Raw genomic sequence first — 25,068 nt, forward strand, 5'->3', positions numbered from 1 at the left:
CCTTTACCCGATCAGACGCGCCAGCTCGGCGCCCGGGTCCTTGGCGCGCATGAACGCTTCGCCCACCAAAAAGGCATCGACCTTGTGGTCGCGCATCAGCTTCACGTCTTCCGGCTTGAGGATGCCGCTTTCGGTCACCACGCGCTTGCCGGCGGGGATGCGCGGCAACAGGTCCAGCGTGGTCTGCAGGCTGGTCTCGAACGTGCGCAGGTTGCGGTTGTTGATGCCCAGGAGCGGCGTCTTGAGCGTGAGCGCAACGTCCAGTTCCTGCGCGTCGTGCACTTCAACCAGCACGTCCATGCCCAGCTCGATGGCCAGCGTTTCGTAATCGCGCAATTGCGAGGGCGTAAGGGCGGCCACGATCAGCAGCACGCAGTCGGCGCCCATCGCGCGCGCGGCGACGATCTGGTAGGGGTCGATCACGAAGTCCTTGCGCAGCACCGGCAGCGCGCACGCGGCCCTCGCCTGGCGCAGGTGGTCGTGCGAACCCTGGAAGAACTGCACGTCCGTCAGCACGGACAGGCAGGCCGCGCCGTGCACGGCGTAAGTGGCCGCGATCTCGGCGGGCGCGAAGCCCTCGCGGATGACGCCCTTGGAGGGCGAGGCTTTCTTGATTTCAGCGATGACGCCGGCCTTGCCCTGCGAAATCTTGTCTTCGATGGCTTGGGCGAAACCGCGCACGTCCTGGCGCGCCTGCGCTTCGCGCAGGACTTCGGCTTCGCTGCGCATCTGGCGGGCGGCGGCGACTTCCTCGGCCTTGACGGCGAGGATCTTCGCAAGAATATCGTTCATTTCTGGAATGTCCGGGTGTATGCGCAGAATTCTTCCAGCTTGGCTCGCGCCGCGCCGGTGGAAATTAGTTCAAATGCTAGCGCTAAGGCTTCGGGAATGGAATCGGCTTTGTTGCCGGCATAGATGGCGAGCCCGGCGTTCAGGGCCACGATGTCACGGGCCGCGCCCTCGACATTTTCCAGCGCCTCTATGACAAGCTCGCGCGACTGCTCGCGATTGGACACCTTGATGCTCCGGTTGGACATCATGGATAGCCCGTAGTCCTCGGGGTGGATCTCGTATTCACGGACCACGCCGTCCTTCAGTTCGCCGACCATCGTGGCCCCGCCCAGCGAGGCTTCGTCCATGCCGTCCTTGCCATGCACGACCAGCACATGACGCGAGCCCAGGCGTTCCAGCACGCGGACCTGGATGCCCACGAGGTCGGGGTGGAATACGCCCATCAGCTGGTTGGCGGCGCCGGCCGGGTTGGTCAGCGGGCCCAGGATGTTGAAGATCGTGCGCACGGCCAGTTCCTTGCGGACGGCGGCCACGTTCTTCATTGCGCCGTGGTGCGCGGGCGCAAACATGAAACCGATGCCGGTCTGCTGGATGCATTCGGCCACCTGTTCCGGCGTCAGCACCAGGTTGGCGCCCAGGGCTTCCAGCACGTCGGCGCTGCCGCTGGACGACGAGGCGCTGCGGTTGCCGTGCTTGGCAATCGGCACGCCGGCCGCGGCCGCGACGAACATCGCGGTCGTGGAAATGTTGAACGTGTGGCTGCCGTCGCCGCCCGTGCCGCACATGTCCAGCAGGTCGTTCGGATTGGGCGTGACCACGGGCGTGGCAAATTCGCGCATGACCTGCGCCGCCGCGGTGATCTCGCCAATGGTTTCCTTCTTGACGCGCAGGCCCATCAGGAGCGCGCTGGCGATCTGCGGCGACATCTCGCCGCGCATCAGCATGCGCATCAGATGCAGCATTTCGTCGTGGAAAATTTCGCGGTGTTCGATGCAGCGCGTCAGCGCTTCGGTGGGGGAAATCGTCACGGTGCGTCCTTCTTAGGCGAGGTTCAGGAAATTGCGCAGCAGGGCGTGGCCGTGCTCGCTCAGTACGGATTCGGGGTGGAACTGTACCCCGTACAGCGGCAGCGTCTTGTGCCGCACGCCCATGATGTCGCCGTCCGGCGCCGTGGCGGTGACAGCCAGGCAGTCCGGCAGCGTGGCCGGGTCAATGGTCAGCGAGTTGTAGCGGATGACAGTGTACGGCGTCGGCAGGCCCTGGAAGATGTCGGTGCCCGTGTGCGAAAGCTGAATCGTCTTGCCGTGCATGATCTGCTGCGCGCGCACGATGTTGCCGCCAAAGGCCGCGCCGATGGCCTGGTGGCCCAGGCACACGCCCAGAATGGGCTTCTTGCCGGCATATGCCTGGATCAGCGGCACCGAGATACCCGCTTCGGCCGGCGAGCAGGGGCCGGGCGACACGCAGATCTGGTCGGGGTTCAGCGCGGCAACCTCTTCCAGCGTGATCTGGTCGTTGCGCGCCACGCGCACGTCCACGCCCAGTTCGCCAAAGTACTGCACCAGGTTGTAGGTAAAGGAATCGTAGTTGTCGATCATCAACAGCATTTTTTTCTCCTCGGGGCCGTTCGGTGGCCCGGGCGGTGATTCGGTTCGGCCGGGGGGCTCAGATGGGTTCGTCCAGGCCGTGCTGCACCTGCTCGGCGGCGCGCAGCACCGCGCGCGCCTTGGCTTCCGTCTCGGCCCATTCGGCTTCGGGGTTCGAATCGGCCACGATGCCCGCAGCCGCCTGCACGTACAGCGTGCCGTCCTTGATGACGCCGGTGCGGATGGCAATCGCCACGTCCATCTCGCCGCCGTAGCTCAGGTAGCCGGCCGCGCCGCCGTAGATGCCGCGGCGCACGGGTTCCAGTTCGTCGATGATCTTCATGGCCTCGACCTTCGGCGCGCCGGTCAACGTGCCGGCCGGGAACGAGGCGCGCAGCACGTCCATGCTGCTCATGCCGGGGTTCAGGGTGCCGGTCACGTTGGACACCAGGTGCATCACGTGCGAGTAACGCTCGATCACCATCGTGTCGCTGACCTTCACCGAACCCACCTGCGCGACGCGGCCCACGTCGTTGCGCGCCAGGTCGATCAGCATGACGTGTTCGGCAATCTCCTTCGGGTCGGCGCGCAGTTCGGCCGCCAGCGCCGCATCTTCTTCCGGGGTGCCACCGCGCTTGCGCGTGCCCGCCAGCGGACGAATCGTGATCTGCGACTTCGGCTCGCCGTTTTCCACCGTGCGCTCCTGGCGCACCAGGATCTCGGGCGACGCGCCCACGACCTGGAAGTCGCCGAAGTTCCAGAAGTACATGTAGGGGGAGGGGTTGAGCGACCGCAGGGCGCGGTAGAGGGAAAGCGGGGAGTCGCGGAAGGGCTTGGCGATGACCTGGCCGATCTGGACCTGCATCAGGTCGCCGGCGGCGATATGTTCCTTGGCGCGCAGGACGGCCGCCAGGTAGTCCTCTTTCTTGAAATCGCGCCGTTCCTCGGTCTGCATGCTGGCGTGGCTGTAGGGAATTTCCACGGGGCGTCGCAGGCGCGCGCGCAGGTCGGTCAGGCGCTGCTGCGCGCGGCTGTAGGCCTCGGGCTGGCTCGGGTCGGCGTAGACCATCAGGTAGATGCGGCCGGCCAGGTTGTCGACGATGACCAGTTCGTCCACGTGCATCAGCATCAGGTCGGGCGTGCCGCCTTCCATGCCCGCCGGGAACGGCTTGACCGCGGGGCCCAGGCAGGGCTCGATGTGACGCACGGTGTCGTAGCCGAAGTAACCGGCCAGGCCGCCGCAAAAGCGCGGCATGCCGGGACGCAGCGCGACCTTGAAGCGGCTCTGGTATTGCTCGATGAACGCCAGCGGGTCGCCGTCGTGGGTTTCGGCGACCTTGCCGTCGTGCAGCACTTCGGTGCGCGTGCCGCTGGCGCGGATCACGGTGCGCGCCGGCAGACCGATGAACGAATAGCGCCCGAAGCGCTCGCCGCCCACCACGGATTCCATCAGGCAGGTCATGCGGCCGGCCAAGGGGCCGGCGTGCGCCAGCTTCAGGTAGATGCCGAGCGGCGTGTCCAGGTCGGCGTAGGTCTCGGCCACCAGCGGAATGCGGTTGTAGCCTTGTGCCGCGAGGGCCTTGAATTCGATTTCGGTCATGTCGGGTCTCGTAAGCGGTGTCTGCTTTCGGACCGGGCACGCAACAAAAAACCCGGTCCAGTTGACTGGTTCCGGGTTGGGCTCTGTTTACACAGTGTCGGCGCTAGGCGGCAAGGTCGCGTCTAGGGCCGGGAAGGGAATCATCGCCACCCGGAAGACAAACGCCACCAACGCCACGAGGCGCCGAGCATTTGGTTCTGGATGGAGACGTTCATTTAGCGGTTCGGTATGAGTACGCGGTAGTGAATTCGTGCTTGGGTTGCGACGCGCTTCAGGCTGGGACTTTAGCGGCGTTCTGGTTCTGATTCCAGAGCGCAACCCACTGGGCGGCGTCAACAAGCGTGTCAACTATACCATCGACATCCAACTCGCGCACGTCACGTCCTTCGTTGTAGCCGTACGGCACCACCAGCACCTGCGTGCCCGCGCTGCGGCCCGCCTGCGCGTCGTTGATCGAATCGCCGATCGTCACGGCCTCGTTCACGCCCACACCCATCAGGTCGCACGCATGGTGGATCTGGTCGGGGTCGGGCTTGCGGCGCTCGCAGGTGTCGCCGCACACCACGGCCTCGAAAAAGCCCGCCAGCCCCGTGCGCTGCAAGAGCGGCAAGGTGAATTCCGTGGGCTTGTTGGTGACCACGGCCAGCTTCAGGCCCTGATCGCGCATGAGTTTCAGCCCTTCGATCACGCCCGGGTAGACCTGCGCGCGCTCGCCGTTGACCAGATGGTAATGGCGGTAGAAGGCATCGCGGGCGCGCTGGAATTCGTCGGGCGCCGGGTCGGCGGCATCGAGCGAACCGGCCAGGCTGCGCCGCACCAGGTTGTCCACGCCCTTGCCGACGAACGTGGCCACCACGTCCTCGCGCAGCGCGATCATGCCAAGTTCGACGCGCATGGCATTGGCGGCGAAGGCCAGATCGGGAATGGAGTCGAGCAGGGTGCCGTCCAGGTCCAGCAGCGCGGCGCGAAAAGCGGTCATGTCGATTTCCTTAGACGGCGGTGGTTTCGCCGATGGCGATCTGCTCGCGCATGGCCTTGATGATGCCGGCGTAATCCGGCTTGCCGAAGATGGCCGAGCCCGCCACGAAGGTGTCGGCGCCCGCGGCGCGGATCTCGGCGATGTTGTCGATCTTGACGCCGCCGTCCACCTGCAGAACGATCTCCTGGCCGCCGGCCTGCATCCAGGCGTCGATGCGGGCGCGGGCCTCGCGCAGCTTGGTCAGCGCCGCCGGAATGAAGCTCTGGCCGCCAAAGCCCGGGTTCACCGACATGATCAGGACCAGGTCGATCTTGTCCATCACGTAGTCCATGTAGGACAGCGGCGTGGCCGGGTTGAAGACCAGGCCCGCCTTGCAGCCGCTTTCGCGGATCAGCGACAGCGTGCGGTCCACGTGGGCGCTCGCGTCGGGGTGAAAGCTGATGTAGTCGGCGCCGGCCTTGGCAAATTGCGGCACCAGCGCGTCCACCGGTTCGACCATGAGGTGCACGTCGATCGGCACCTGGACATGGGGGCGGATGGCCGCACAGACCATCGGGCCGATCGTCAGGTTGGGGACATAGTGGTTGTCCATCACGTCCACGTGGATCCAGTCGGCGCCGGCGGCGACGACGTTGCGGACTTCTTCGCCCAGCCGGGCGAAGTCAGCCGACAGGATGCTGGGAGTAATGCGGGTGCAGGCCGTTTGCTTGGACATGATGTTCGGGGTCGGGGAGGGCATAATGTGCCATTATTGCAGTTTGAGGCGCCGCAGCGGGTATGCCCCGGTCCGGCGCGCCTGAAATTCCGTCTTTCAAGCGTGGGCGCCGACGTTGCGCCGCCCGCGTGCAGCCACACAGGGAAGGACTGTGAAACCTTACGACCTGAGCGTCTCTGTCTCTCCGCGCTTCGTGCCCGAACAGTCCGACCCCGGCGAACAGCAATTCGTGTTTGCCTACACCGTCCGCATCACCAATACCGGCGAACACCCCGCGCAGGTGATCAGCCGCCACTGGATCATCACCGACGGCAACCAGCGCGTGCAGGAAGTGCGCGGCCTGGGCATCGTGGGGCAGCAGCCCCTCCTGGCCCCGGGCGAGACCTTCGAGTACACCAGCGGCTGTCCCCTGCCCACGCCGGTGGGCACGATGCGCGGCATCTACCACTGCGTCGGCGAGAACGGCATCCCGTTCGAAGTGCCGATCTCCGAATTCGTCCTGGCCATGCCGCGCACCTTGCACTGAGCCTGGTCCGGCCATCCGTTGCACGTCTTTCCATTAGCTCATGAAGCGCATTCTTAGCCTGTCCGTGCTGTCGGTCCTTCTGGCGGCATGTTCCACCCCCTCGGATATCCCCCCTGAATCCGGCCAGCCCGCCACCCCCGGCGCGCGCGTCCCGGCGGTGACCGACGGCCCGCTCGTGGTGCCGCCGCTGGCCTCGCTGCCCGATTCCCCGCCGCGCGCGCTGGCCGGCAAGCTCAAACCGGCCAACTGGTCCGAGCTGCCCGGCTGGAGCGCCGACGACCTGAACCAGCTCTGGCCCCTTTTCCTGCGCAACTGCAAGGGCTTGATGCGGCCCACCAGCGGCAACCTGGCCGCGCCCGCGCGCGCCACGCCGCGCGCCTGGCAGCCGGTTTGCGCCGCCGCCATCGATCCGGCCCGTGCGCCCGCTGCCGGCGACGGCGAAGGCGTGCGCCGCTTTCTGCAGACCTACCTGCAACCCTGGCGCCTGAACGCCGCCGACGGCAAGCCCGCCACCAACACGGTGACGGGTTACTACGAGCCGCTGGTGCGCGGATCGCGCCGCCAGGGCGGCGTCTACCAGTGGCCGCTGTATGCGGTGCCCGCCGACCTGCTGACGATCGACCTGGGGTCGGTCTATCCGGACCTGGCCGGCAAGCGCGTGCGCGGCAAGCTCGACGGCAAGCGCGTCGTGCCCTACGACACCCGCGCCGCCATCGAATCGTCTTCCGGCCGCCGCCCACCGGTGGTGGTGTGGGTCGACGACCCCGTGGACAACTTCTTCCTGCAGGTCCAGGGCTCCGGCCGCGTGCAGCTGACGGACGGCCCGGATGCCGGCAAGACCATCCGCGTCGCCTACGCCGACCACAATGGCCAGCCCTACGTGTCCATCGGCCGCTGGCTGATCGACCGCGGCGAACTTACCGCCGACCAGGCGTCGATGCAGAACATCCGGGCGTGGGCACAGCGCAATCCCAAGCGCGTGCCTGAAATGCTCAATGCCAACCCGGCGGTGGTGTTCTTCCGCGAAGAGGCAGTGATCGATCCCGAGCAAGGTCCCAAGGGCGCCTACGCCATTCCGCTGGCGCCGCGGCGTTCGGTGGCGGTGGACGCCACCTTCGTGCCGCTGGGCACGCCGCTCTTTCTGTCCACCACGTATCCGGCCTCCGACCGGCCCCTGCAGCGCCTGGTGTTCGCCCAGGACACGGGCACGGCCATCCGGGGCGCGGCACGCGCCGACTTCTACTGGGGTTACGGCGAAGAAGCCGGGCAGCAGGCCGGCCGCATGAAGCAACGCGGCCAGATGTGGCTGCTGTGGCCCAAACAGGCCGGGGAGCCCTCCGCACGATGAGCCATCAGATCGTAGTTTGCGGGGCCGGCATCGTCGGCCTGTCCACCGCCCTGGCGCTGGCCCGCCGCGGCCAGCGCGTGGCCGTGCTGGCGCCGCGCGCCGCCGTGCCGCCGGCCGATCCCAACCACTATCACCCGCGCGTCTACGCCATCTCGCCCGCCAGCCAGCGCTTTCTGGCCGACATCGGTGTGTGGGACGCCATGCCCGCGTCCCGCCTGATGCCCGTGCAGGCCATGGAGATCCACGGCGACGCCGATGGCCAGGTGAACCTGAACGCCTGGCAGGCGGCGCTGCCGCAGCTGGCCTGGATCGTCGAATCCGGCGAGATCGAGCGCGTCCTGATCCAGGCCGTGCGCATGTTCGGCATCGCCTGGCTGGAAGACCGCTGCACCGGTTACCAGGATGGCGCGGTCCAGACTGAGAGCGGCGCACGCATTCAGGCCGAGCTCTTCGTCGGCGCCGACGGCGCGGCCTCGCCGCTGCGCGAGGCTGCCGGGCTGAAGCACGAAGCCCAGTCCTACAACGACACCGGACTCGTCGTGCATCTGGACGCCGAACTGCCGCACCAGGGCACCGCGTTCCAATGGTTCCGCGACGACGGCGTGCTGGCCCTGCTGCCGTTGCCCGATACCGCGGACGGTCCGCAGGTGTCCATGGTCTGGTCCATGCGCAGCGAATTGGCGCAGCAATTACTGGAACTGCCGCAGGAAGCGCAAACCGCCCGCCTGGAAGCCTTGCTGGCCGAGGCCGCCGAAGGGCGGCTCGGCCGCCTGAAAGTCCGCAGCAAGCTGCACGGTTTTCCGCTGACGCTGGAGCGCGCCCAGATGGTCGCGCCCGGCATCGCACTGGCCGGAGACGCGGCGCACCGCCTGCACCCGCTGGCGGGGCAGGGCCTGAACCTGGGGCTGGGCGACGTCGAGGCGCTGGCCCGCATCGTCGCCGGACGTGAACCCTACCGCCAGCCCGGCGACATGCGCGTGCTGCACCGCTACCAGCGGGCGCGCGCCGAGCCGGTACTGGCCATGCGGCTGGCCACGGACGGGTTGCACAAGCTCTTCGGATCGAAGGCGACGCCGCTTGTCTGGCTGCGCAACGCCGGCATGCATTGGGTCGAGCGCGCGCCGCTGATCAAGCGCCGCCTGATCGCGGGGGCGTCCGCCAACTAGGCCAGCCAGGCCCGGCGGCGGCGCCGGGCGGAACCTGCGGCGGCCGGCGGCCGTCTGATACGGATACGCACATCCGCCGCCTGCCACGGCTGTCCCTCCCGGATCGGTTACGCTTTCCGGCAAGACACACGACTGACAAGACCAGGAGTACCGATGAAATTCCGCATTCCCGCCACGTTGGCGGCCTGTTTCCTCGCCGCGGGCATCGGTTTGTCCGCCACGGCCCAAGCGCAGGGCGCAAAGTCCGTTTCCACGCAGGCCGTGGGACAGGCGGCCAAGGGCGAGAAAAGCGTTTCCACCACCGAACTCGATCCGCAGTCGGCCGCCGTCAAGGAACGCTTTCAGCAGCGTTTCTCGGGCATGAATGTCACGACCGTGCGCCGCACGCCCTATGGCCTGTTCGAAGTGCAGCTCGGCATGGACCTGATCTACACCGATGAAGGCGTCACCTGGGTCATGGAAGGACCGCTGATCGACGCCGCCACGCGCCGCGACGTCACCCGCGAATCGCAGGAAAAGCTCAGCGCCGTCACCTTCGACCAACTGCCGCTGGATCTGGCGATCAAGCAGGTCAAGGGCGATGGCTCACGCAAGGTCGCGATCTTTGAAGATCCCAACTGCGGTTACTGCAAGCAGCTGCGCAAGACGCTCGAAGACGTGGACAACCTGACCGTCTACACCTTCCTCTATCCCATCCTGTCGCCCGACTCCAAGGTCAAGGTGCGCAACGTCTGGTGCGCCAAGGACCAGGGCAAGACCTGGGACGACTGGATGCTGCGCGGCAAGACGCCGGCCACCGCCAACTGCGACGTGCCCGAAGACAAGCTGCTGGCGCTTGGCCAGCAACTGATGGTGCGCGGCACGCCGACGCTGTTCTTCGCCGACGGCTCGCGCATCAGCGGCGCGCTGCCGCTGGACCAGCTCAAGGCCCGTTTGAACTGACCGGCGCGCGTCGCGCCGGCCCGGGAAAGGGGGGCGCGGCAAGCGCCATCCCTCCCGGAGACAAGACTTGAAAATCGCAATTCTCGACGATTACCACGACGTAGCCCGGCGCTATGCGGATTGGACCTCGCTGGGCGGCGACGCCGAGGTGCAGATCTTCAACAACTTCATCCCCGACGACCAGGTCGAAACCGCGCTCGCGCCCTTCGACGTGATCGTCGCCATGCGCGAACGCACGCCGTTCCCCGCCGAACGCATCCGCGCGCTGCCCAAGCTGCGGCTTCTGGTCACCACCGGCATGCGCAACAACGCCATCGACATGCAGACCTGCGCCGAGCAGGGCATCGTCGTGTCCGGCGCGCCCGGCAGCGCCGATGCCAACACCGCCACCGCGGAACTCGCGTGGGCGCACATCCTGGGGCTCTTCAAGCACCTTCCCGCCGAAGACGCCGCCATGCGCCGCGGCATGTGGCAGACCGGCATGCCCGAGCCGCTGGCCGGCAAGCGCCTGGGCGTGGTGGGCCTGGGCAAGCTGGGCGCCGCGGTCGCCAAGGTGGGTCTGGCCTTTGGCATGGACGTCGTGGCCTGGAGCCCCAACCTGACCGACGAGCGCGCCCAGGCCGCCGGCGTCGCGCGCGTGGACAAGCACGAACTCTTTTCCACGTCCGACGTGGTCAGCCTGCACCTGATCCTGTCCGATCGCAGCCGTCACATCGTCGACGCCACCGCGCTGGCCGCCATGAAGCCCACCGCCTACCTCGTGAACACGTCGCGCGCGGGTCTTGTCGACCAGGAAGCGCTGATGGACGCCCTGGTGAAATTCCGTATCGCCGGCGCCGGCCTGGACGTCTTCCCCGAGGAGCCCCTGTCTCCCACCGATACCGTGCGCGACCTGGACAACGTGATCCTCACGCCGCACCTGGGCTATGTCAGCCGCGAAAACTTCGAGGCGTTCTACCAGAACTGCCTGGAAGCCGTGAAGGCCTGGGCGGCGGGCGCGCCGATCCGCGTGCTGAACGCCTGATTCTGCAACGCAAGCGCAAGGCTGCAAAAAAAAGGGGCTGCAATCGCAGCCCCTTGTTTGTTTGTCCTGCGCCGCATCACCCGCGCGAGAACATCACCTTCTTTTCGATGATTGCGCCCGGCTCCAACGCCGTCGGCGTATCGCCGCACGCTTCGTCTGCCTCTTCCGTGGGGTCGACCGTATCGAACGCCGTGTCGCCGTTGGCGTCCGGCACGCCCGTGGGCTTCAGGCCCACGAAGTCGAACAGGTCCCGGTCCATCAGGTGCGAGGGAACGACGCGCGACAGCGCGTTGAATACGTTCCACGACCGGCCCGGGTGCTGCTTGTCCCATTCCTTGATCATGCGGCCCACTTCCTTGCGCTTCAGGTTCTCTTGCGAACCGCAAAGATTGCACGGAATGATGGGGAATTGCTTGAGCTCGGCGTAGGCGATCAGGTCGGACTCGACCACGTAGGCCAGCGGGCGGATCACCGTGTGGCGGCCGTCGTCGGACACCAGCTTGGGCGGCATGCCCTTGGCCTTGCCGCCGTAGAACAGGTTCAGGAAGAACGTGGCCAGGATGTCGTCGCGGTGATGGCCCAGCGCGATCTTGGTGGCGCCCAGTTCCGAGGCGACGCGGTACAGGATGCCGCGGCGCAGCCGCGAACAGAGCGAGCACATCGTCTTGCCCTCTTCCAGCACGCGCGTGACGATGGAATACGTATCCTGCGTCTCGATGTGGAAGGGAACGCCCAGTTCCTTCAGGTACTGCGGCAGGATGTGATCGGGAAAGCCCGGCTGCTTCTGGTCCAGGTTCACGGCGATCAGTTCAAACTTGAACGGCGCGCGCTTCTGGAGCTGCAGCAGGATGTCCAGCATGGCATAGGAGTCCTTGCCGCCGGACAGGCAGACCATCACGCGGTCGCCTTCCTCGATCATGTTGTAGTCGGACAGGGCGCGCGTGGTTTCGCGCGCCAGCCGCTTGGTCAGCTTGTTGCCTTCGTGCCGGGCTTTTTCGTCGGCGGGCGTGCGAAATTGCACGCCGGGGGGAGCGATATCGTTCATGTCAGCGGTTGATCTGGATTTCCACGCCCACCGCCGCGCAGTCGGAGAAGGCCATGGGCTTGCTGATGCGCAGGCGCAGCGCGCGGATTTCCTGGAAGTCGGCAAGCAGGCGCGCCGCGACCTGTTCGGACAGGGTTTCGATCAGGTTCACGTGCGCCTGCGTGCATTCCTCGACGATGGCCTCGCGCAGCCGGCGGTAGTCCAGCACGCTGTGAATGTCGTGGTCGTCCACCGAGCGCTGGATGTCGACGTCGAATTCGGCATCGACGTGCAGGGGCTGGGTGGCGCGGCGCTCGTGCTCGAGGATGCCGATGCGGGCGTCGAGCGCAAGCCCGGAAAGAATGATGCGGCGAGTGGGCATGATGAAAACCTGGGTGGAATAGCCCGAATTGTAAGGCGACGACGGATGGGGGTGACGCGCTGGCTACAATCCGGCCATGTCCGGGCGCCCGCGAGGCGCCGGCGCAGTCAATAAGGGGTGAAATGCAACAGATGCACGATTCGGTCATTGTAGGCGGCGGCCCGGCCGGCGCCTCCTGCGCCCTCTGGCTGGCCCGCCTGGGCCTGTCGCCGTTGCTGGTCGAGGCCAGCGCCCGCCTGGGCGGCCTGGGCAATGACAACCCGTTTGCCGACGACTGGATCGCTGTCCTGCCCGGCGTCACCGGCCAGCAGGTCGCGGCCAATATCGACGCCAGCGTGCGCGCCGCCAACGTGCCCCTGCGGCTGGAAACCCGCGTCGCCGGCGTGCGGCCGTGCAAGGGCGGCATCGAGGCCACGCTCTCTGGTCCGGACGGCGAGCAGACCCTGGCCCGTGCCCGCACCCTGGTCATCGCCTCGGGCGTGCGCGCCAAGGGCCTGCCCGGCCATCCGCCGGGCGCTTCCTGGCCGGGCGTGCTGATCGGCCCCGGCTCGCCCATCGTGGCGCAGGACTATTCGGGTTTGTCGGTCGCAGTGCTGGGCGGGGGCGACAACGCCTTTGAAAACTTCGTCTACGTGCGCAACCGCGGCGCGCGAACGGTTCATCTGTATGCCCGCAGCGTGCGCGCCCAGCAGCAGTGGGTCACGCGCGCCGGGTCCGAAGGCGTGCACATCGGCCCCTACCAGGTCGATCCCGCCGCGCGCAGCGTGCACGGCCGCCAGTACGACCTGATCCTGGTCTTCTACGGCTGGGAACCGCAGGCCGCGTTTGCCGACACGCTGCACCTGGCGCGCGACGAGCGCGGCTACATCCGCACCGACTTCGCCACCGCCGAGACCAGCGTGCCGGACATCTACGCCATTGGCGAAGTCGCGCACCGCATGCATCCATGCGTGGTGACCTCGATGGCCGACGGCGTGGTGGCCGCCAAGGCCATCCAGCGGCGCTGGGAGCGCGCGGGGGCGTGAACGGGCGGCGGGCCACGATGCGCTCTTCAGCCCAGGCGAACCCACACCTCCGGATTCCAGAATAGGCATTTGACCGCGCCGCGCCCGGCGGCACCATCGACATCTCGGCGCGCCACATCGCCGACAAGCTGTCGGCCAGGCTGGGGCAGGGTCATCGTGGAGAATCGGGCCGGCGCCGCGATGGACCTGACCGTCGGCGCCAAGCAGGTGCACGCCATGAAGGCGGGCGTCAGCGAATCCTTCCTGCGCACCGTCACCGGCGCGCCGCTGCACTTCACGCAAGCGCCGTGCACGATCGTCCTGGACGGTGAGGGCGTGCCGCGCTACGCGTAAACGTCGAGCGCCCGGCGCCAGGCAAAGAAGCTACGTTTCACAACCCTGGCCGTCGTATCGGCCGCTGCGCTGTGCCCGGGCGTGACCGCCGTCGCCCAACCTTTTAGCGCTGTCGGCGCTAGTCACGTGCTGTCGCTCAGGATACTGCGGCAGATAAATCGGATCGTTTCAAGCATCTGCTAACACCAGATCAATTCGGTTCACTAATAAGACTCCTTTGATTTACACGCAGTATCGACAGCTTCTAAAAGCGGTAGTGCCGCTTGGCACCAAGGACAACCCGTGCGCGCTTTAAAAACTACGACGTCTGTGCGTGGCAGCGCATCGTTGCGTCATTACCTCCCGCCGCGAGCTACACATGAGCATCAGCAAGACCCTGACCCAGGCCCGGCGCCAGGCGGCGCCCAATCCCACCGGCACGTGCAGCGCGTGTGAACGTACCGGCTTACCGATCCTGCCACTACGGCTTGCAATCATGCCGGTCACAGGCGGACTCAAGCAACATGGCGCACTGAGTCACGAATCCATTCAGACCGCATTGCGTGTACTGCGGCAAGGGTATGTCTATGTTCTGCTGGACAAAGAAATCTGGCATGCCTATCAGGTCACCCCGGAAGGCTATCTGCGCCAGTTCAATCCATTCTCCATGCCACGGGCGGCGCCCGAGCCCCTAGCCAAAGCTTGCCTGGACGCCGGACACGATCTGCGCTCGGCATTCATCAACATCGACACCGCAGCGCACAAGCAGGCCTGGATCGCGTTTTCACAGGACCCTTGGCCGAAGGCGACCCTCGATGCCTACCGCACCGGCAAGCACCCTGATGGAAAGGCACTGCCCGCTGATTATCGGCAGCGGTTCAGGGTGATCAATCTGATCACGCTCAAGCAGGATCCGACAGGTGGCAGCCAGGCGCTTGCCCTTGAACACGGTGATGATCTTGCCCAGCATGTCGCCGAGTACGCCATTGGCACGCGCGACTTCGGTAGCGTTCATGACTGGCATCCCCGTCATGCCCGCCTGGAAGCCATGCATGCGCAACTGCGCATGCTCGAAAAGCAGCATGGGCTTGCGAAGGGGGTTGCAGGACTCATCCTGCCCGATCCGGTGGGCATGGCTGCAGAGCTCAACAGCCTGCGTCTTTCTGTCAACACGATGCGCCAGCGGTGGCGTGAAGAGCCAACACGGCGGTATGCCTACCTCACCTCGCAGTGCCTGCTCGGAATCAAAGCTTACATCGCCCAGCAGGTAGAGGCTGCACACCCGCCTCCGCCGCCACCCAGCGACTATTGGACGTCCAGCGAATCCGGCGTCCCGCCCGTATTCCACGACCCCGCACAACAACGCGCTGGCGTGGTCAATCGCGAGACCGGGCGTCGCATGGCCCGGCTAGAAGATCGTTACTGGGAAACCTGCCCTGCAGGGCGAAAGACTTTTCAGGATGCGTACGACAAGGAAGACGACCGCTTTCAAAAGCAGATCGACGCTTATGCAACCGACTGGGCCGACCTGGTGGCTGGCGCCAGTTGGCGACGGATCATGGCTTTGGACTATGCGGACGCCGATGCGCGTTCGCAGCAATGCCGCCTGAGCACCACCGCGGCTTGTCTTGCGGGCGGCATCACGGATGCCCCGCCACAGCAGACAACGCCGGCGGACGAGAGCCAACCAGGCGAAAAGCCCACGCCGCAAGCGTTGGGGCCTAGCAGCAAGGCATGGAAAGACCTGCTGTCCGACGCAGGTAGTCCAGCCTACATCGCGCTCAATGGGCAATACACCGACTTGCAGCAGGCGTTCGAACCCTTGTTCTCCAACGCGATGCCCTCGGAGGCAGGCAAGAAATACTATGACGCGATAAAAATGGTCGCCACCAGCAAGGAGGGAAGCGATTGGCGCCGGACGCTCGTTGTTGAATCTGCCGATCAGTTGTTGGCGGCCATTCACGATGCGAGCAATCGCCTCGAAAGCACCCTGACCATCGGCGCCAAGGCGGCTTTAGACAACCTGCAGTCCGGCGCCGCCTGGCTGTACGGTAAGGCCAGGTTCACCCAGGTCACCATCCAGCTCACGGTGGGGGAGTGCTTCGAGCTGCTGTCGAGCGAAATTCGCGAGCACGCCAACTCCGCCCAAAAGGCCGCCGGCAAACGGGCACGTGCGATGTTGCTGGGCAGTCTGATCACCATCCCGGATGCCAATGTCCGCAATGTGCTCATCGACGTCACGCTATGGGCGCATGGAACTGCAGAAGAGGTCAAGAAGCGCATCCTGGATTTCAGCAAGGAGGCCAAGGAGGGCGCGCAGGACATCAGGCAGGCTGCTGGCGCGCTTGGGCAAGAGATCAACAGAGAGGTCAAGTTTGCGCTACGCCAGGTCAACGCCGGCCTGAAGAATCTGGAACCCGCTGCCGCCGCGGTGCTCGAGGGCCTGCACGTTGGCGCGGCGGGGGCTCGTCGTGTCGCCGGCAGCACCTTTGCGAGCTTGAAGAACTTGGCCGTGGGTAGCGTGGATGGTGGCTTGTCTTTCATCGGCCTGTATTTTTTGCAGGACAGCTTGAAAAGCACGTTAGCTGACCTGGATGCGAAAGTCGGCGCCCGGCATCCGGAGGCTGTGGCGGCGTTTTATAGCGTGGCGCTGGGCTTCATGGGAGCGAGTGTTGAGGCGGCCGGGCTGGCGATGAAGGTTCCGGCGGACGCTGCCCAAGACTTCTTGCTCCGCTGGGGCAAGGAGAAAGCCCCTTTGATCGGTCGCGTGGTCGGGCTGGGGTCGAAGTTGGTGATGATTGGTGGAGCGATTTCAGCTTTGGCGGGGATTGCGGACGCCGGTGCGAGTTTTAGGGCAGCCGGTCGCGTGTCAAAAGCTGGTGATGCAGGCGCCGCTCGGGCCTACGAAATTGCCGGTATTTCATCGGTTATTGGGGCATTTGTGATTTTTCTGGGAACCGTAAGATCACTCTCGCTGTTCGGCGGGTTGGGCGCGGGCATCGCTATTGGACTCGTCGCCTACGCGATATCACACGTAGCAAAGAGTCTTGAATCCGACCCACTGGAAAAGTGGGCGCACCGCTGCTATTTCGGCCGAATTGAAGGCACCGTCCGCTGGCGTGATCCGCACGATATGGACATCGCCATCGCTGCACTGAATGCAGCAGTACTCGGCATGGATGTCGACCTCCGTTTCACTGATGAAGGACGAGCGAGGTCGCTAGATGAACTCTACATCGAAGACATTGAGGTCCTCAAAAACGGGGGCTCAATCAAGCAAACAAGGGTGCTTGTTTACAGCGCAACCTTGCCTGGTTTCGATGCCAAACAATCACGCTACCGCTTCACGCTCACCACCGAGCGGTTCGGTCTAGCACCAGACGGCAAACGTGTCCCCATCCTGACTACTCATGTCATGGCATCTGGACAGGTCAACGATACAGCCCAGATCGCGAATGTTTCTGCCTTGAGTGGGCAAGATTACGCGCTGGACGCTGAGACGAAACCAACACCGTCACGGCCAATCCTCAGCGGCCGGTACTCGCTGGATACGGTAAACAAGATCAAGTCGGCAACATTGGTCGTGGCGTTCTGGCCGGACATGAACGACAGCTCTGGCTTTGCCGCAATCGAAATTACCGAGGAACTCTGATGGCGAGACCTCAGCTGAGTCCCCCTTGCGTTGGCTGGCAACGCGACCTCCCAGGTCCCAACGACTCTCCAAATGACCTCCCCATGCTGCTCTGGCAGGCGCCGACGCATATGGATGAAACGTATGTCGAGTTCGCTCGGAACGCATTGAGCATTCGCGGAGTGATCTTCTACGCCTCATTACTGACCACGTTGATGTGTATCCGGTATCTAGCCTTCGCCGGATGGGACATTTATATGACGAGTAAGGCGTCTGGCGTTCTAACGCTTGAAGTTGCAGGCATTTTTCTACTTCACGTGAGCGCAATTGCGCTCTGCGTTTGGGCAGCGTGCATTTTCTATCGTGCCGATGTATCTCCACCCCGCGATCTTCCGCTCCGCTTCAATCGCCTACGTCGCAAGGTATACGTCTACGACTTCCAATCAGTTTGGTGGAATCCCTTCGATCGCGGATGCGTCACCACGGCGAGTTACGACTGGGACGACTTGCGAGCAGAGAAGTGGAAAGTCCGTGGCGCAACGCCTGGCGGCGGGCTCATCATCAAAGAAGGCGTCTCCATCGCGGTGGTGAAACGCGGCACGAACAACGTCGTGGCGCGCTTCCAATTGAACACCGACGCTGCGAACACCTCCAATTTCTGGGCATACGTGTGTGCCTACATGCAAAACGGCATTAAAGGGCTCGACCCTGATCGTGCCGAACCTCGTGATGCCAACGACGTCGCTCCCTACAACATCGCCTTGCGCCTGGCCCCGAAGGTCCAGTGGCCCGCGGAGATGGATCTTGAATCACGAACCGCGCCATGAAGGCGGTCGAGGCCGAAGTCTTGATTCGCTATCTGGAAGGAATATTTCGCTTGCCAGCTGCCGCAGCTTCTCAGCCGCGATGCGTCCGGTCAATGCACTCAGGCTTCGCCGCCCCGCAGATTACGAAGAAGCGCTGATGGCCAGACCTCAACTGAATCCCCCCTGCGCCGGGTGGCAGTGTGATCTGCCGGGCCCCAATGACCCTCTCATTGAGCCCCCTCTGCTGCTATGGCGAGCTCCGACGCATATGGACGAAACGTATGTCGAGTTCGCTCGGAGTACATCTATATTTCGCGGAACGCTCCTTTTCTTTTCGCTGCTGATTACATGGACATGTCTCGAACAGACAATTCTGATCACTAGAAATCTCAGGGCCATCACGACGACGGGTGTGGGGGCTTTTGAAATAGGAATGTTCTTGCTGTTTGCAATTGCCATCGCAGTATGCGTTTGGGCAGCATGTGCTTTCTATCGCGCAGACGTCTCCCCGCCCCGCGATCTCCCGCTTCGCTTCAATCGACTACGTCGCAAGGTCTACGTTTATGGCTTCCATTCAGTCTGGTGGAATCCCTTCGAGCGCGGGTATGTGACGACGGCGAGTTATGACTGGGACAACCTGCGCGCAGAGAAGTGGAAAGTCCGCGGCGGGACTCCGGGCGGTGGGCTCATCATCAAGGAAGGCGTCTCCATCGCGGTGGTGGAGCCGGGCACCAACAACGTCGTGACGCGCTTTCATTTAAACACCGACGCTGCTAACACCTCCAACTTCTGGGCGTATGTGTGCGCCTATATGCAGAACGGCATCAACGGCCTCGACCCCGATCACGCCGAACCGCGTGATGCCAACGACGTCGCTCCCTACAACATCGCCTTGCGCTTGGCCCCGAAGGTCCAGTGGCCCGCGGATATGGATTTTGAATCACGAACTGCACCATGAAGGCGGTCGAGGCCTAGGACTGGATTCGCTTTCCAGAAGGGACCGTTCGCCACCCAGCTACTGCAGCTCCACAGCCCCGGTACATTCGATTGGCGAACGCCCACTTCGCCGCCATCGACATTTCTAGGGAACGCTGATGGCGAAACCTCAACTGAATCCCCCCTGCGTCGGCTGGCAACGGGATCTTCCCGGCCCCAACGACCCGCTCGACGAGCCCCCAATGCTGCTATGGCAGGCACCGACGCGTATGGATGGAACGTATGTCCAGTTCGCCCGGAACACGTCGAGCCTTCGCGGAGGGATTTTTTACTTCTCACTGGTTATGGCATGGGTGGGTCTCAAGTATGTAATTTTTTCCGCAGCGCATTCTTATGCGACTGCGGCGGCTTTCAGCTCCGTCGGTGAGATTGTTGGAATTGTCTTTCTAGACGTAATGACACTTGCCCTGTGCGCTTACGCAGCATGCATTTTCTATCGTGCCGACGTTTCCCCACCCCGCGATCTTCCGCTCCGCTTCAATCGCCTACGTCGTAAGGTATACGTCTACGACTTCCAATCAGTTTGGTGGAATCCCTTCGATCGCGGATGCGTCACCACGGCGAGTTACGACTGGGACGACTTGCGAGCAGAGAAGTGGAAAGTCCGTGGTGCGACGCCTGGCGGCGGACTCATCATCAAAGAAGGCGTCTCCATCGCGGTGGTGAAACCCGGCACGAACAACGTCGTGGCGCGCTTCCAATTGAACACCGACGCTGCGAACACCTCCAATTTCTGGGCCTACGTGTGCGCCTACATGCAGAACGGCATTAAAGGCCTCGACCCTGATCGTGCCGAACCACGTGATACCAACGACGTCGCTCCCTACAACATCGCCTTGCGTCTAGCCCCTAGGGTCCAGTGGCCCGCGGATATGGATCTTGAATCACGAACTGCACCGTGAAGGCGGTCGAGGCCGAGGACTGGATCGCTTGCCAAAAGGGCCCGCTTGCCACCTACTGCAGCGCCACAGCCCAGGTACATTCGATTGGCGAACGCCCACTTCTGCCGGTGTCTGACACCCTAGGGAGACGCACTGGGTATGACGGAAATCTCACCAGGGTGTCAGACACCTTGAGAGGAAGCAGCCACACGCGAAGCGTCAAAGCGACGACGCAAGACGCCGCGTAAGTCCACGAAGGCCGCCCGCGCGGCCGCCCGGGGACGGGCACCGCAAGACGCTTCTCTCCCAAACGACTGCGTGCAAGAACCTCAAGAACCCGACTCCCCCCGCCGCCCGTAAAGATTCAACCGTAGAGCCCGGTGCGTCGTGGGCCTGGGGTGGGCGGGGCGTTTAGATGCGCCCGGCGGAAACCGAAGGGAGCCGAAGGCGGACGAGGTTGAGCACGGGGCAGTCCGGAGCGAAGGCTCCGGACCGCAATCGGAGCCCCGCCCGCCCCAGGCCCACGACGCGCCGGGCGCCTTAAGAACCATGCCGGACGAACCATGCCGGACGCCTTAAGAACTCAATCTATCCGGCCGGTACCCCCTCAAACCAACACACACTCCGTAGCCTCAGGCCCACTCAACTTCACCCGAAACTCCCGCAGCTCATCCCGCCGAAACACATGCACGGTCACCCGATCCCCAACCCGGTACTGCGCCAGCAGCAGATCCAACCCCGCCGGCGCATCCACCCGTAGTCCATCGATAGCCACCAGCACATCACCCGCCGACAAGCCCCCCTTGTGCCCCGCCCCGCCTTCAAGAACCGTCGCCAGCGTCAGCGAGTCGCCTTGCTTGCGCGTGCGCACATCCAATGACGGAATATTGGCCGACGTCTTCCATTGCAGCTTCACGCCCTGTGTTTCAAGCAACGAAGCCAGCGGCACATCCGCCGTCCCGTACGCATGACGAGCGATAAAGCGCCGCGTGTCCACCCCCGTCGCTTCCTCGATCAGCGCCGGTAGCCCGTCTTCCGGCAAACCGTGCGGCTTGCCCCGATAGAAGTCCCGGCCATAGCGATCCCACAGCAACCGCATCACATCGTCCAGCGAATGCGCGCCCGACGATTCCTCGCGGATCAGCAGATCCAGCCCAAGCGCCACCAGCGCGCCCTTCGTGTAATAGCTCACCAGCGCATTCGGCGAATTCTCATCCTGCTTGTAATAGCGCGTCCACGCATCGAAAGAGCTCTCTGCCACCGACTGCTTGTGGCGGCCCGGCGTGCGGGCCACGCTGGTGATCGTCTTGGCCAGCAGGCGCAGGTAGTCCGCGCGCGTGATCGCGCCCGAGCGCAGCAGCAGCAGATCGTCGTAGTAGGACGTAAAGCCCTCGAACACCCACAGCAGGCGCGTCAGGTCCGGTTGCGACAGATCGTACGGCGCGAAGACATCCGGCTTGATGCGCTTGACGTTCCAGGTGTGGAAATACTCGTGGCTCACCAGCCCCAGGAATCCCCGGTAGCCTTCCCCCTGGCCTTGCTGGCCCAGCACCGGCAGGTCCTTGCGCGCCGTCATCAGCGCCGTGCTGGCGCGATGCTCCAGGCCGCCGTAGCCGTCGCCCGTCACCATCGTCATGAAGACATAGCGGTCCGCGCTGTCCAGGAACGGCGCGCGCTTCGTGCGGGGTTCGAAGAAAGCGATCTGCGTCTCGCAGATCTTCTTCACGTCGTCCGTGATGCGCGCCAGATCCAGATTCGGCGCCACCCCCGTGAAAACCAGTTCGTGTTCCGCGCCATGCGCCACAAAGCGCGACACCTGCGGCGTGCCCATCTCGACCGGGTGATCGATCAGCGCGTCATAGTCCGGCGCCAGGTATAGCCCGAAACCGTGACGGCGCGCCGCGCCCTTGTGGCCTGCGGCTTCGGGCAGGCTCGTGTAGACCTTCCAGCCGTCGATGCCGCGCGGCGGCGCCAGGTCCACCAGGCAGGGCTCGTGGTCCTGGCCGTGCACGCGCAGGAACACGCTGGTGCCATTGAAGAAACCGTGCGTCTCGTCCAGATGCGCGCCGCGCACCGACAGGTCCCAGGCGTAGACCGTGTACTCGACCTGCAACGGGCCCTCGCACGGCGCGGCCTGCCAGGTGTGGTTGTCGATCTTGTCGACAGTCACGCGCCGCGTGCCGGCGCGGGCCGACACGGTTTCGATCTGGCGCGAGAAATCGCGGATCAGGTAGCTGCCCGGGATCCAGGCGGGCAGCGACAGGCGCTGCCCGGCGGGCGAGGGCGATGCGATCGTAAGGGTTATCCGGTAGCGGTGGCCGGCGGGATCGTGCGGCGCAAGGCGGTAAAGTATGGGAGGTACGTCATCATTTTTTTTCATGCTCATATCTTATTACCGGAGACATTCATGAGCGAGTCGTTTGTACTGGTCGAAACCCGGGGCCGAGTCGGCCTGCTGACGCTGAATCGTCCCAAGGCGCTCAACGCGCTGAACGATCAGCTCATGGACGAACTGGGCGCCGCGCTGCTGGCGTTCGAGGCCGATCCCGACGTCGGCTGCGTCGTCATCACCGGTAGCGAAAAGGCCTTCGCGGCGGGGGCTGACATCGGCGCCATGAAAGACTGGTCGTACATGGACGTGTACGGCAGCGAATACATCACCCGCAACTGGGAAACGCTCAAGCGCATCCGCAAGCCCGTGATCGCCGCCGTGGCCGGCTACGCGCTGGGCGGCGGCTGCGAACTTGCCATGATGTGCGACATCATCATCGCCGCCGACACGGCCAAGTTCGGCCAGCCTGAAATCAAGCTGGGCGTGATCCCCGGCGCGGGCGGCACGCAGCGTCTGCCGCGCGCCGTCGGCAAGGCCAAGGCCATGGACCTGGCGTTGACTGCCCGCATGATGGCCGCCGAGGAAGCCGAGCGCGCCGGTCTTGTCTCGCGCGTGGTTGCCGCGGACAAACTGCTTGAAGAAGCCATGGACGCCGCCACCGTCATCGCCTCCATGTCGCTGCCGTCGGTCATGATGGCCAAGGAATGCGTCAACCGCGCCTTCGAAGGTTCGCTCAACGAAGGGCTGCTGTTCGAACGCCGCGTGTTCCATTCGCTCTTTGCCACCGAAGACCAGAAGGAAGGCATGGCCGCGTTCACCGAAAAGCGCAAACCCGACTTCAAACACCGTTAATCCTTGTTACGACTGTGCCTGCACGAATCGCAGGCCTCGCATTGCCAGGCGCGCCCTATGAAGGCGCGCTTTTTCATGGCCATCTGCGCGCAAAGTGCAGGTTTCGCCTTGAAACGTCTGGCTAGCACCTTGTTGCAGACTTCGGCCCTATCCTGAATGAGCGTCATCCCGAGGTGCCGCGCCAGAGCGGTTTGCTGTCACTGGCAAATCCCGCGCGGCGGCTCGATTGCAAACAAAATCAAGAAGGAGCCTTGCATGCGTAAACCCATCGCTACCCGCCGGCTGACCACGGCTGCGCTCGCCGGCGCGCTCAGCGTCTGCTTCATCAATGTCGCCCAGGCTCAATCGCCGCAGTCCACGCTGCGCCTGGTCTCCGAGACGCCGTACGCCGCCCCGCAGGCCGCCCCGCAGGCCGCCCCGCGGATGAGCGAGGCGGAATTGCGCGATACGGCCATCGATGCCTACGTCTACGCGTATCCCATGGTGCTCATGGAACTGGCGCGCCGCCAGGCCACGGCGGTGCAAAGCCCGCTGGACGGCAAGGCGCCGATGAACCAGTTCGGCCACAAAGCCGCCTTCCCGGATCCGCGCGCGGCCGACACGCCCTGGCCCAGCGCCGACGCGCTGTACTCCAGCCTGTGGTTCGACGTCTCGCGCGCGCCGCTCATCATCAATCTGCCCGACACCGGCGGCCGCTATACCGTGCTGTCGGCGCTGGACATGTGGAGCGACGTCTTTGCCTCGCGCGGCACGCGCACCAATGGCAACGGCGCGCAGTCCTTCGCCATCGTTGGCCCGAACTGGAATGGCACCGTGCCGGCCGGCGTCGACGTGATCCGCAGCCCGACCTCGATGGGCTGGCTGATCGGCTGGACGCAGGCGGGCGGTCCGCAGGACTACGCCGCGGTCAACCAGATCCAGTCCGGCATGACCGCGCGTCCGCTGCTGGTCCCCGTGACGCCCGCCACCGCGCCGCGCGGCCGCAACGCCGGCAACGCGTACCCGCAGACCGGCTCGGGCATCGGCACCGCGCCCATCGGCAGCAACCTGCCCATGCCGGCCCCCGCCGTCACGGTGCCCGACGGTACCCCGGCCGAGCAGGTCGCGGGCATGGATGCCGCCTCGTACTTTGCCGTGTTCTTCGACGCGCTGCGCAACAACCCGCCGCACGCCAACGACACGCCCATGCTGGACCGCATGCGCCGCATCGGCCTGGATGACCGCCAGCCGTTCTCGTATGGCCGCTTGAGCCCGGCTGTGCAGCAGGCGCTGACCGACGCGCAACCCCTGGCCGGCCGCCGCATCGCCGACAACGTCTCGCGCCTGGCCACCCCGATCAACGGCTGGAACACGGTGCTGACGGGCATCGGCACCTACGGCACCGACTACACGCGCCGTGCTGCCATCGCCTATGCCGGTCTGGGCGCGCCCTCGCCGGAAGACGTGTTGTACCCGGTGACCGTGTCCGATTCCAAGGGCCGTCCGCTGGATTCCAGCGAAGACTACGTCCTGCATTTCGACAAGGGCCAGCTGCCGCCGGCCCAGCTCTGGTCGCTGCACGTCTACAACAGCAAGTACGGCTTTGCCGAGAATCCGGCCAACCGCTACGTGATCCGCAGCACCGACGGCCTGAAGTACAACGCCGACGGTTCGCTGGACATCTACGTGCAGCGCCGCGATCCGGGCGAATCCAAGCGCGCCAACTGGGTCAGCACGCCTGCCGCCGACGGTCCGTTCGTGCTCAGCATGCGCCTGTACTCGCCGCAGAACACCGCCCTGGACGGGCAGTGGGCGCCGCCGCCTGTCAAGGAAGACTAAGCGCGGGCAAGCGCGAATCTGCTGAACGCATCGCTGCCGACGCGCATCTGCCAGAACGCACAAGGCGCGCGGTCTCCGACAAGGGGCCGCGCGCCTTTTCTTTCAGAGGCGGGACCGGCGGCCACGCCCCGGCAGAGCGCTCGCTCGTCCCCAATTTCTCCGCCGCAAGCAGGCGTTGTTGCCACCTTACAAACGGCCGAAAGTTCATTTGCTAGGGTGCAAAAAACCAAGCTATACTCTGCGGGTTTGACGCTTGCGGGATAAGAAACGTGCGCTTCATAAAGCGCGTCGGTTCCCACAGGGCCAGGTTAAGCGGGGAAGTTTGATGCGG

The 25,068-nt window shown here is 64.7% G+C and carries 22 protein-coding genes; 13 read left to right on the forward strand and 9 right to left on the reverse strand.

Translation table 11 applies throughout. The features are described 5' to 3' along the window. Positions 1-3: 3 nt before the first annotated feature. The 6 genes from trpC to rpe form a co-directional block, all read right to left on the reverse strand. On the reverse strand, positions 4-792 hold the full coding sequence (gene trpC / locus LN047_RS01850; protein ID WP_062840097.1) for an indole-3-glycerol phosphate synthase TrpC: 789 nt from the start codon (positions 790-792) through the stop codon (positions 4-6). After that, positions 789-1,820 carry an anthranilate phosphoribosyltransferase gene (trpD, locus tag LN047_RS01855; RefSeq protein ID WP_223574035.1) on the reverse strand — a complete coding sequence of 344 codons (1,032 nt, stop codon included), beginning with the start codon at positions 1,818-1,820 and terminating at the stop codon, positions 789-791. The genes trpC and trpD overlap by 4 nt, the downstream gene beginning before the upstream one ends. 12 nt (positions 1,821-1,832) lie before the next feature. After that, positions 1,833-2,399, reverse strand: a complete 567-nt coding sequence (locus LN047_RS01860) for an aminodeoxychorismate/anthranilate synthase component II (RefSeq protein ID WP_062840098.1) — start codon at positions 2,397-2,399, stop codon at positions 1,833-1,835. Positions 2,400-2,457: 58 nt separating this feature from the next. Then, entirely contained in the window at positions 2,458-3,978 is a 1,521-nt protein-coding gene (trpE, locus tag LN047_RS01865) for an anthranilate synthase component I (RefSeq protein ID WP_056319273.1), read from the reverse strand. A gap of 271 nt (positions 3,979-4,249) precedes the next feature. Next, positions 4,250-4,957 (reverse strand): phosphoglycolate phosphatase, encoded by a 708-nt coding sequence (locus tag LN047_RS01870; RefSeq protein ID WP_373981040.1) that lies wholly within the window; start codon positions 4,955-4,957, stop codon positions 4,250-4,252. Positions 4,958-4,967: 10 nt separating this feature from the next. Beyond that, positions 4,968-5,696, reverse strand: coding sequence for a ribulose-phosphate 3-epimerase (rpe, locus tag LN047_RS01875; RefSeq protein ID WP_056319268.1), 729 nt, complete (start codon positions 5,694-5,696; stop codon positions 4,968-4,970). 127 nt (positions 5,697-5,823) lie between these two features. On the opposite strand from rpe, the gene apaG reads away from it, so the two are divergent. From apaG to LN047_RS01900, 5 genes are all read left to right on the forward strand, one after another. Next, complete coding sequence (gene apaG, locus LN047_RS01880) at positions 5,824-6,198, forward strand: Co2+/Mg2+ efflux protein ApaG (RefSeq protein WP_056319266.1); 375 nt, start codon at positions 5,824-5,826, stop codon at positions 6,196-6,198. Between the two features lie 40 nt (positions 6,199-6,238). Beyond that, positions 6,239-7,546 carry a murein transglycosylase A gene (locus tag LN047_RS01885; RefSeq protein WP_373981041.1) on the forward strand — a complete coding sequence of 436 codons (1,308 nt, stop codon included), beginning with the start codon at positions 6,239-6,241 and terminating at the stop codon, positions 7,544-7,546. Further along, the gene (locus LN047_RS01890) at positions 7,543-8,712 is read left to right on the forward strand and encodes a UbiH/UbiF family hydroxylase (protein ID WP_373981042.1); all 1,170 of its coding nucleotides are present in this window, start codon (positions 7,543-7,545) and stop codon (positions 8,710-8,712) included. The genes LN047_RS01885 and LN047_RS01890 overlap by 4 nt, the downstream gene beginning before the upstream one ends. Before the next feature lie 153 nt (positions 8,713-8,865). Next, a complete protein-coding gene (locus tag LN047_RS01895) occupies positions 8,866-9,654 on the forward strand; it encodes a DsbC family protein (RefSeq protein ID WP_373981043.1) in 789 nt (262 codons plus the stop codon). 67 nt (positions 9,655-9,721) lie between these two features. Then, complete coding sequence (locus LN047_RS01900; RefSeq protein WP_373981044.1) at positions 9,722-10,678, forward strand: D-2-hydroxyacid dehydrogenase family protein; 957 nt, start codon at positions 9,722-9,724, stop codon at positions 10,676-10,678. A 76-nt stretch (positions 10,679-10,754) separates the two neighbouring features. On the opposite strand, the gene ttcA is transcribed toward LN047_RS01900, so the two are convergent. Both ttcA and folB read right to left on the reverse strand, forming a co-directional pair. Next, positions 10,755-11,723, reverse strand: coding sequence for a tRNA 2-thiocytidine(32) synthetase TtcA (gene ttcA, locus LN047_RS01905; protein WP_056319255.1), 969 nt, complete (start codon positions 11,721-11,723; stop codon positions 10,755-10,757). Between the two features lies 1 nt (position 11,724). Next, positions 11,725-12,084 (reverse strand): dihydroneopterin aldolase, encoded by a 360-nt coding sequence (gene folB / locus LN047_RS01910; protein ID WP_056565007.1) that lies wholly within the window; start codon positions 12,082-12,084, stop codon positions 11,725-11,727. 122 nt (positions 12,085-12,206) lie between these two features. Between folB and LN047_RS01915 the strand changes: the two genes are divergently transcribed. From LN047_RS01915 to LN047_RS01940, 6 genes are all read left to right on the forward strand, one after another. Beyond that, on the forward strand, positions 12,207-13,109 hold the full coding sequence (locus LN047_RS01915; RefSeq protein WP_373981045.1) for an NAD(P)/FAD-dependent oxidoreductase: 903 nt from the start codon (positions 12,207-12,209) through the stop codon (positions 13,107-13,109). A gap of 180 nt (positions 13,110-13,289) precedes the next feature. Continuing rightward, positions 13,290-13,442, forward strand: a complete 153-nt coding sequence (locus LN047_RS01920; protein ID WP_175156449.1) for a hypothetical protein — start codon at positions 13,290-13,292, stop codon at positions 13,440-13,442. Positions 13,443-13,800: 358 nt separating this feature from the next. Next, positions 13,801-17,073 carry a T6SS effector BTH_I2691 family protein gene (locus LN047_RS01925; protein ID WP_373981046.1) on the forward strand — a complete coding sequence of 1,091 codons (3,273 nt, stop codon included), beginning with the start codon at positions 13,801-13,803 and terminating at the stop codon, positions 17,071-17,073. A gap of 83 nt (positions 17,074-17,156) precedes the next feature. Further along, on the forward strand, positions 17,157-17,879 hold the full coding sequence (locus LN047_RS01930; protein ID WP_373981047.1) for a DUF6708 domain-containing protein: 723 nt from the start codon (positions 17,157-17,159) through the stop codon (positions 17,877-17,879). A gap of 412 nt (positions 17,880-18,291) precedes the next feature. After that, on the forward strand, positions 18,292-18,816 hold the full coding sequence (locus LN047_RS01935; protein WP_373981048.1) for a DUF6708 domain-containing protein: 525 nt from the start codon (positions 18,292-18,294) through the stop codon (positions 18,814-18,816). Positions 18,817-18,952: 136 nt separating this feature from the next. Beyond that, positions 18,953-19,756 carry a DUF6708 domain-containing protein gene (locus tag LN047_RS01940; protein WP_373981049.1) on the forward strand — a complete coding sequence of 268 codons (804 nt, stop codon included), beginning with the start codon at positions 18,953-18,955 and terminating at the stop codon, positions 19,754-19,756. A gap of 586 nt (positions 19,757-20,342) precedes the next feature. On the opposite strand, the gene LN047_RS01945 is transcribed toward LN047_RS01940, so the two are convergent. Continuing rightward, complete coding sequence (locus LN047_RS01945) at positions 20,343-22,115, reverse strand: M61 family metallopeptidase (protein ID WP_128827099.1); 1,773 nt, start codon at positions 22,113-22,115, stop codon at positions 20,343-20,345. Positions 22,116-22,142: 27 nt separating this feature from the next. Here LN047_RS01945 and LN047_RS01950 point away from each other — a divergent pair, with 27 nt between their 5' ends. Further along, positions 22,143-22,919 (forward strand): enoyl-CoA hydratase, encoded by a 777-nt coding sequence (locus tag LN047_RS01950; protein ID WP_373981050.1) that lies wholly within the window; start codon positions 22,143-22,145, stop codon positions 22,917-22,919. 255 nt (positions 22,920-23,174) lie between these two features. Further along, positions 23,175-24,737, forward strand: a complete 1,563-nt coding sequence (locus LN047_RS01955) for a DUF1254 domain-containing protein (protein WP_373981051.1) — start codon at positions 23,175-23,177, stop codon at positions 24,735-24,737. Positions 24,738-25,068: the final 331 nt, after the last annotated feature.

Origin of the sequence: Achromobacter sp. JD417 (assembly GCF_041879325.1) — a bacterium.
Lineage (GTDB): Bacteria > Pseudomonadota > Gammaproteobacteria > Burkholderiales > Burkholderiaceae_B > Achromobacter > Achromobacter mucicolens.

Bases quoted from the DNA above. Each gene is read 5' to 3' on its own strand.
- LN047_RS01885 (WP_373981041.1), top strand. From the start codon at position 6,239: ATGAAGCGCATTCTTAGCCTGTCCGTGCTGTCGGTCCTTCTGGCGGCA.
- ttcA (WP_056319255.1), bottom strand. From the start codon at position 11,723: ATGAACGATATCGCTCCCCCCGGCGTGCAATTTCGCACGCCCGCCGAC.
- LN047_RS01860 (WP_062840098.1), bottom strand. From the start codon at position 2,399: ATGCTGTTGATGATCGACAACTACGATTCCTTTACCTACAACCTGGTG.
- LN047_RS01945 (WP_128827099.1), bottom strand. From the start codon at position 22,115: ATGAAAAAAAATGATGACGTACCTCCCATACTTTACCGCCTTGCGCCG.
- folB (WP_056565007.1), bottom strand. From the start codon at position 12,084: ATGCCCACTCGCCGCATCATTCTTTCCGGGCTTGCGCTCGACGCCCGC.
- LN047_RS01940 (WP_373981049.1), top strand. From the start codon at position 18,953: ATGGCGAAACCTCAACTGAATCCCCCCTGCGTCGGCTGGCAACGGGAT.
- LN047_RS01950 (WP_373981050.1), top strand. From the start codon at position 22,143: ATGAGCGAGTCGTTTGTACTGGTCGAAACCCGGGGCCGAGTCGGCCTG.
- LN047_RS01955 (WP_373981051.1), top strand. From the start codon at position 23,175: ATGCGTAAACCCATCGCTACCCGCCGGCTGACCACGGCTGCGCTCGCC.
- trpC (WP_062840097.1), bottom strand. From the start codon at position 792: ATGAACGATATTCTTGCGAAGATCCTCGCCGTCAAGGCCGAGGAAGTC.
- LN047_RS01920 (WP_175156449.1), top strand. From the start codon at position 13,290: ATGGACCTGACCGTCGGCGCCAAGCAGGTGCACGCCATGAAGGCGGGC.
- LN047_RS01915 (WP_373981045.1), top strand. From the start codon at position 12,207: ATGCAACAGATGCACGATTCGGTCATTGTAGGCGGCGGCCCGGCCGGC.
- LN047_RS01935 (WP_373981048.1), top strand. From the start codon at position 18,292: ATGTTCTTGCTGTTTGCAATTGCCATCGCAGTATGCGTTTGGGCAGCA.
- LN047_RS01890 (WP_373981042.1), top strand. From the start codon at position 7,543: ATGAGCCATCAGATCGTAGTTTGCGGGGCCGGCATCGTCGGCCTGTCC.
- LN047_RS01895 (WP_373981043.1), top strand. From the start codon at position 8,866: ATGAAATTCCGCATTCCCGCCACGTTGGCGGCCTGTTTCCTCGCCGCG.
- rpe (WP_056319268.1), bottom strand. From the start codon at position 5,696: ATGCCCTCCCCGACCCCGAACATCATGTCCAAGCAAACGGCCTGCACC.
- LN047_RS01930 (WP_373981047.1), top strand. From the start codon at position 17,157: ATGCTGCTCTGGCAGGCGCCGACGCATATGGATGAAACGTATGTCGAG.
- trpE (WP_056319273.1), bottom strand. From the start codon at position 3,978: ATGACCGAAATCGAATTCAAGGCCCTCGCGGCACAAGGCTACAACCGC.
- LN047_RS01870 (WP_373981040.1), bottom strand. From the start codon at position 4,957: ATGACCGCTTTTCGCGCCGCGCTGCTGGACCTGGACGGCACCCTGCTC.
- LN047_RS01925 (WP_373981046.1), top strand. From the start codon at position 13,801: ATGAGCATCAGCAAGACCCTGACCCAGGCCCGGCGCCAGGCGGCGCCC.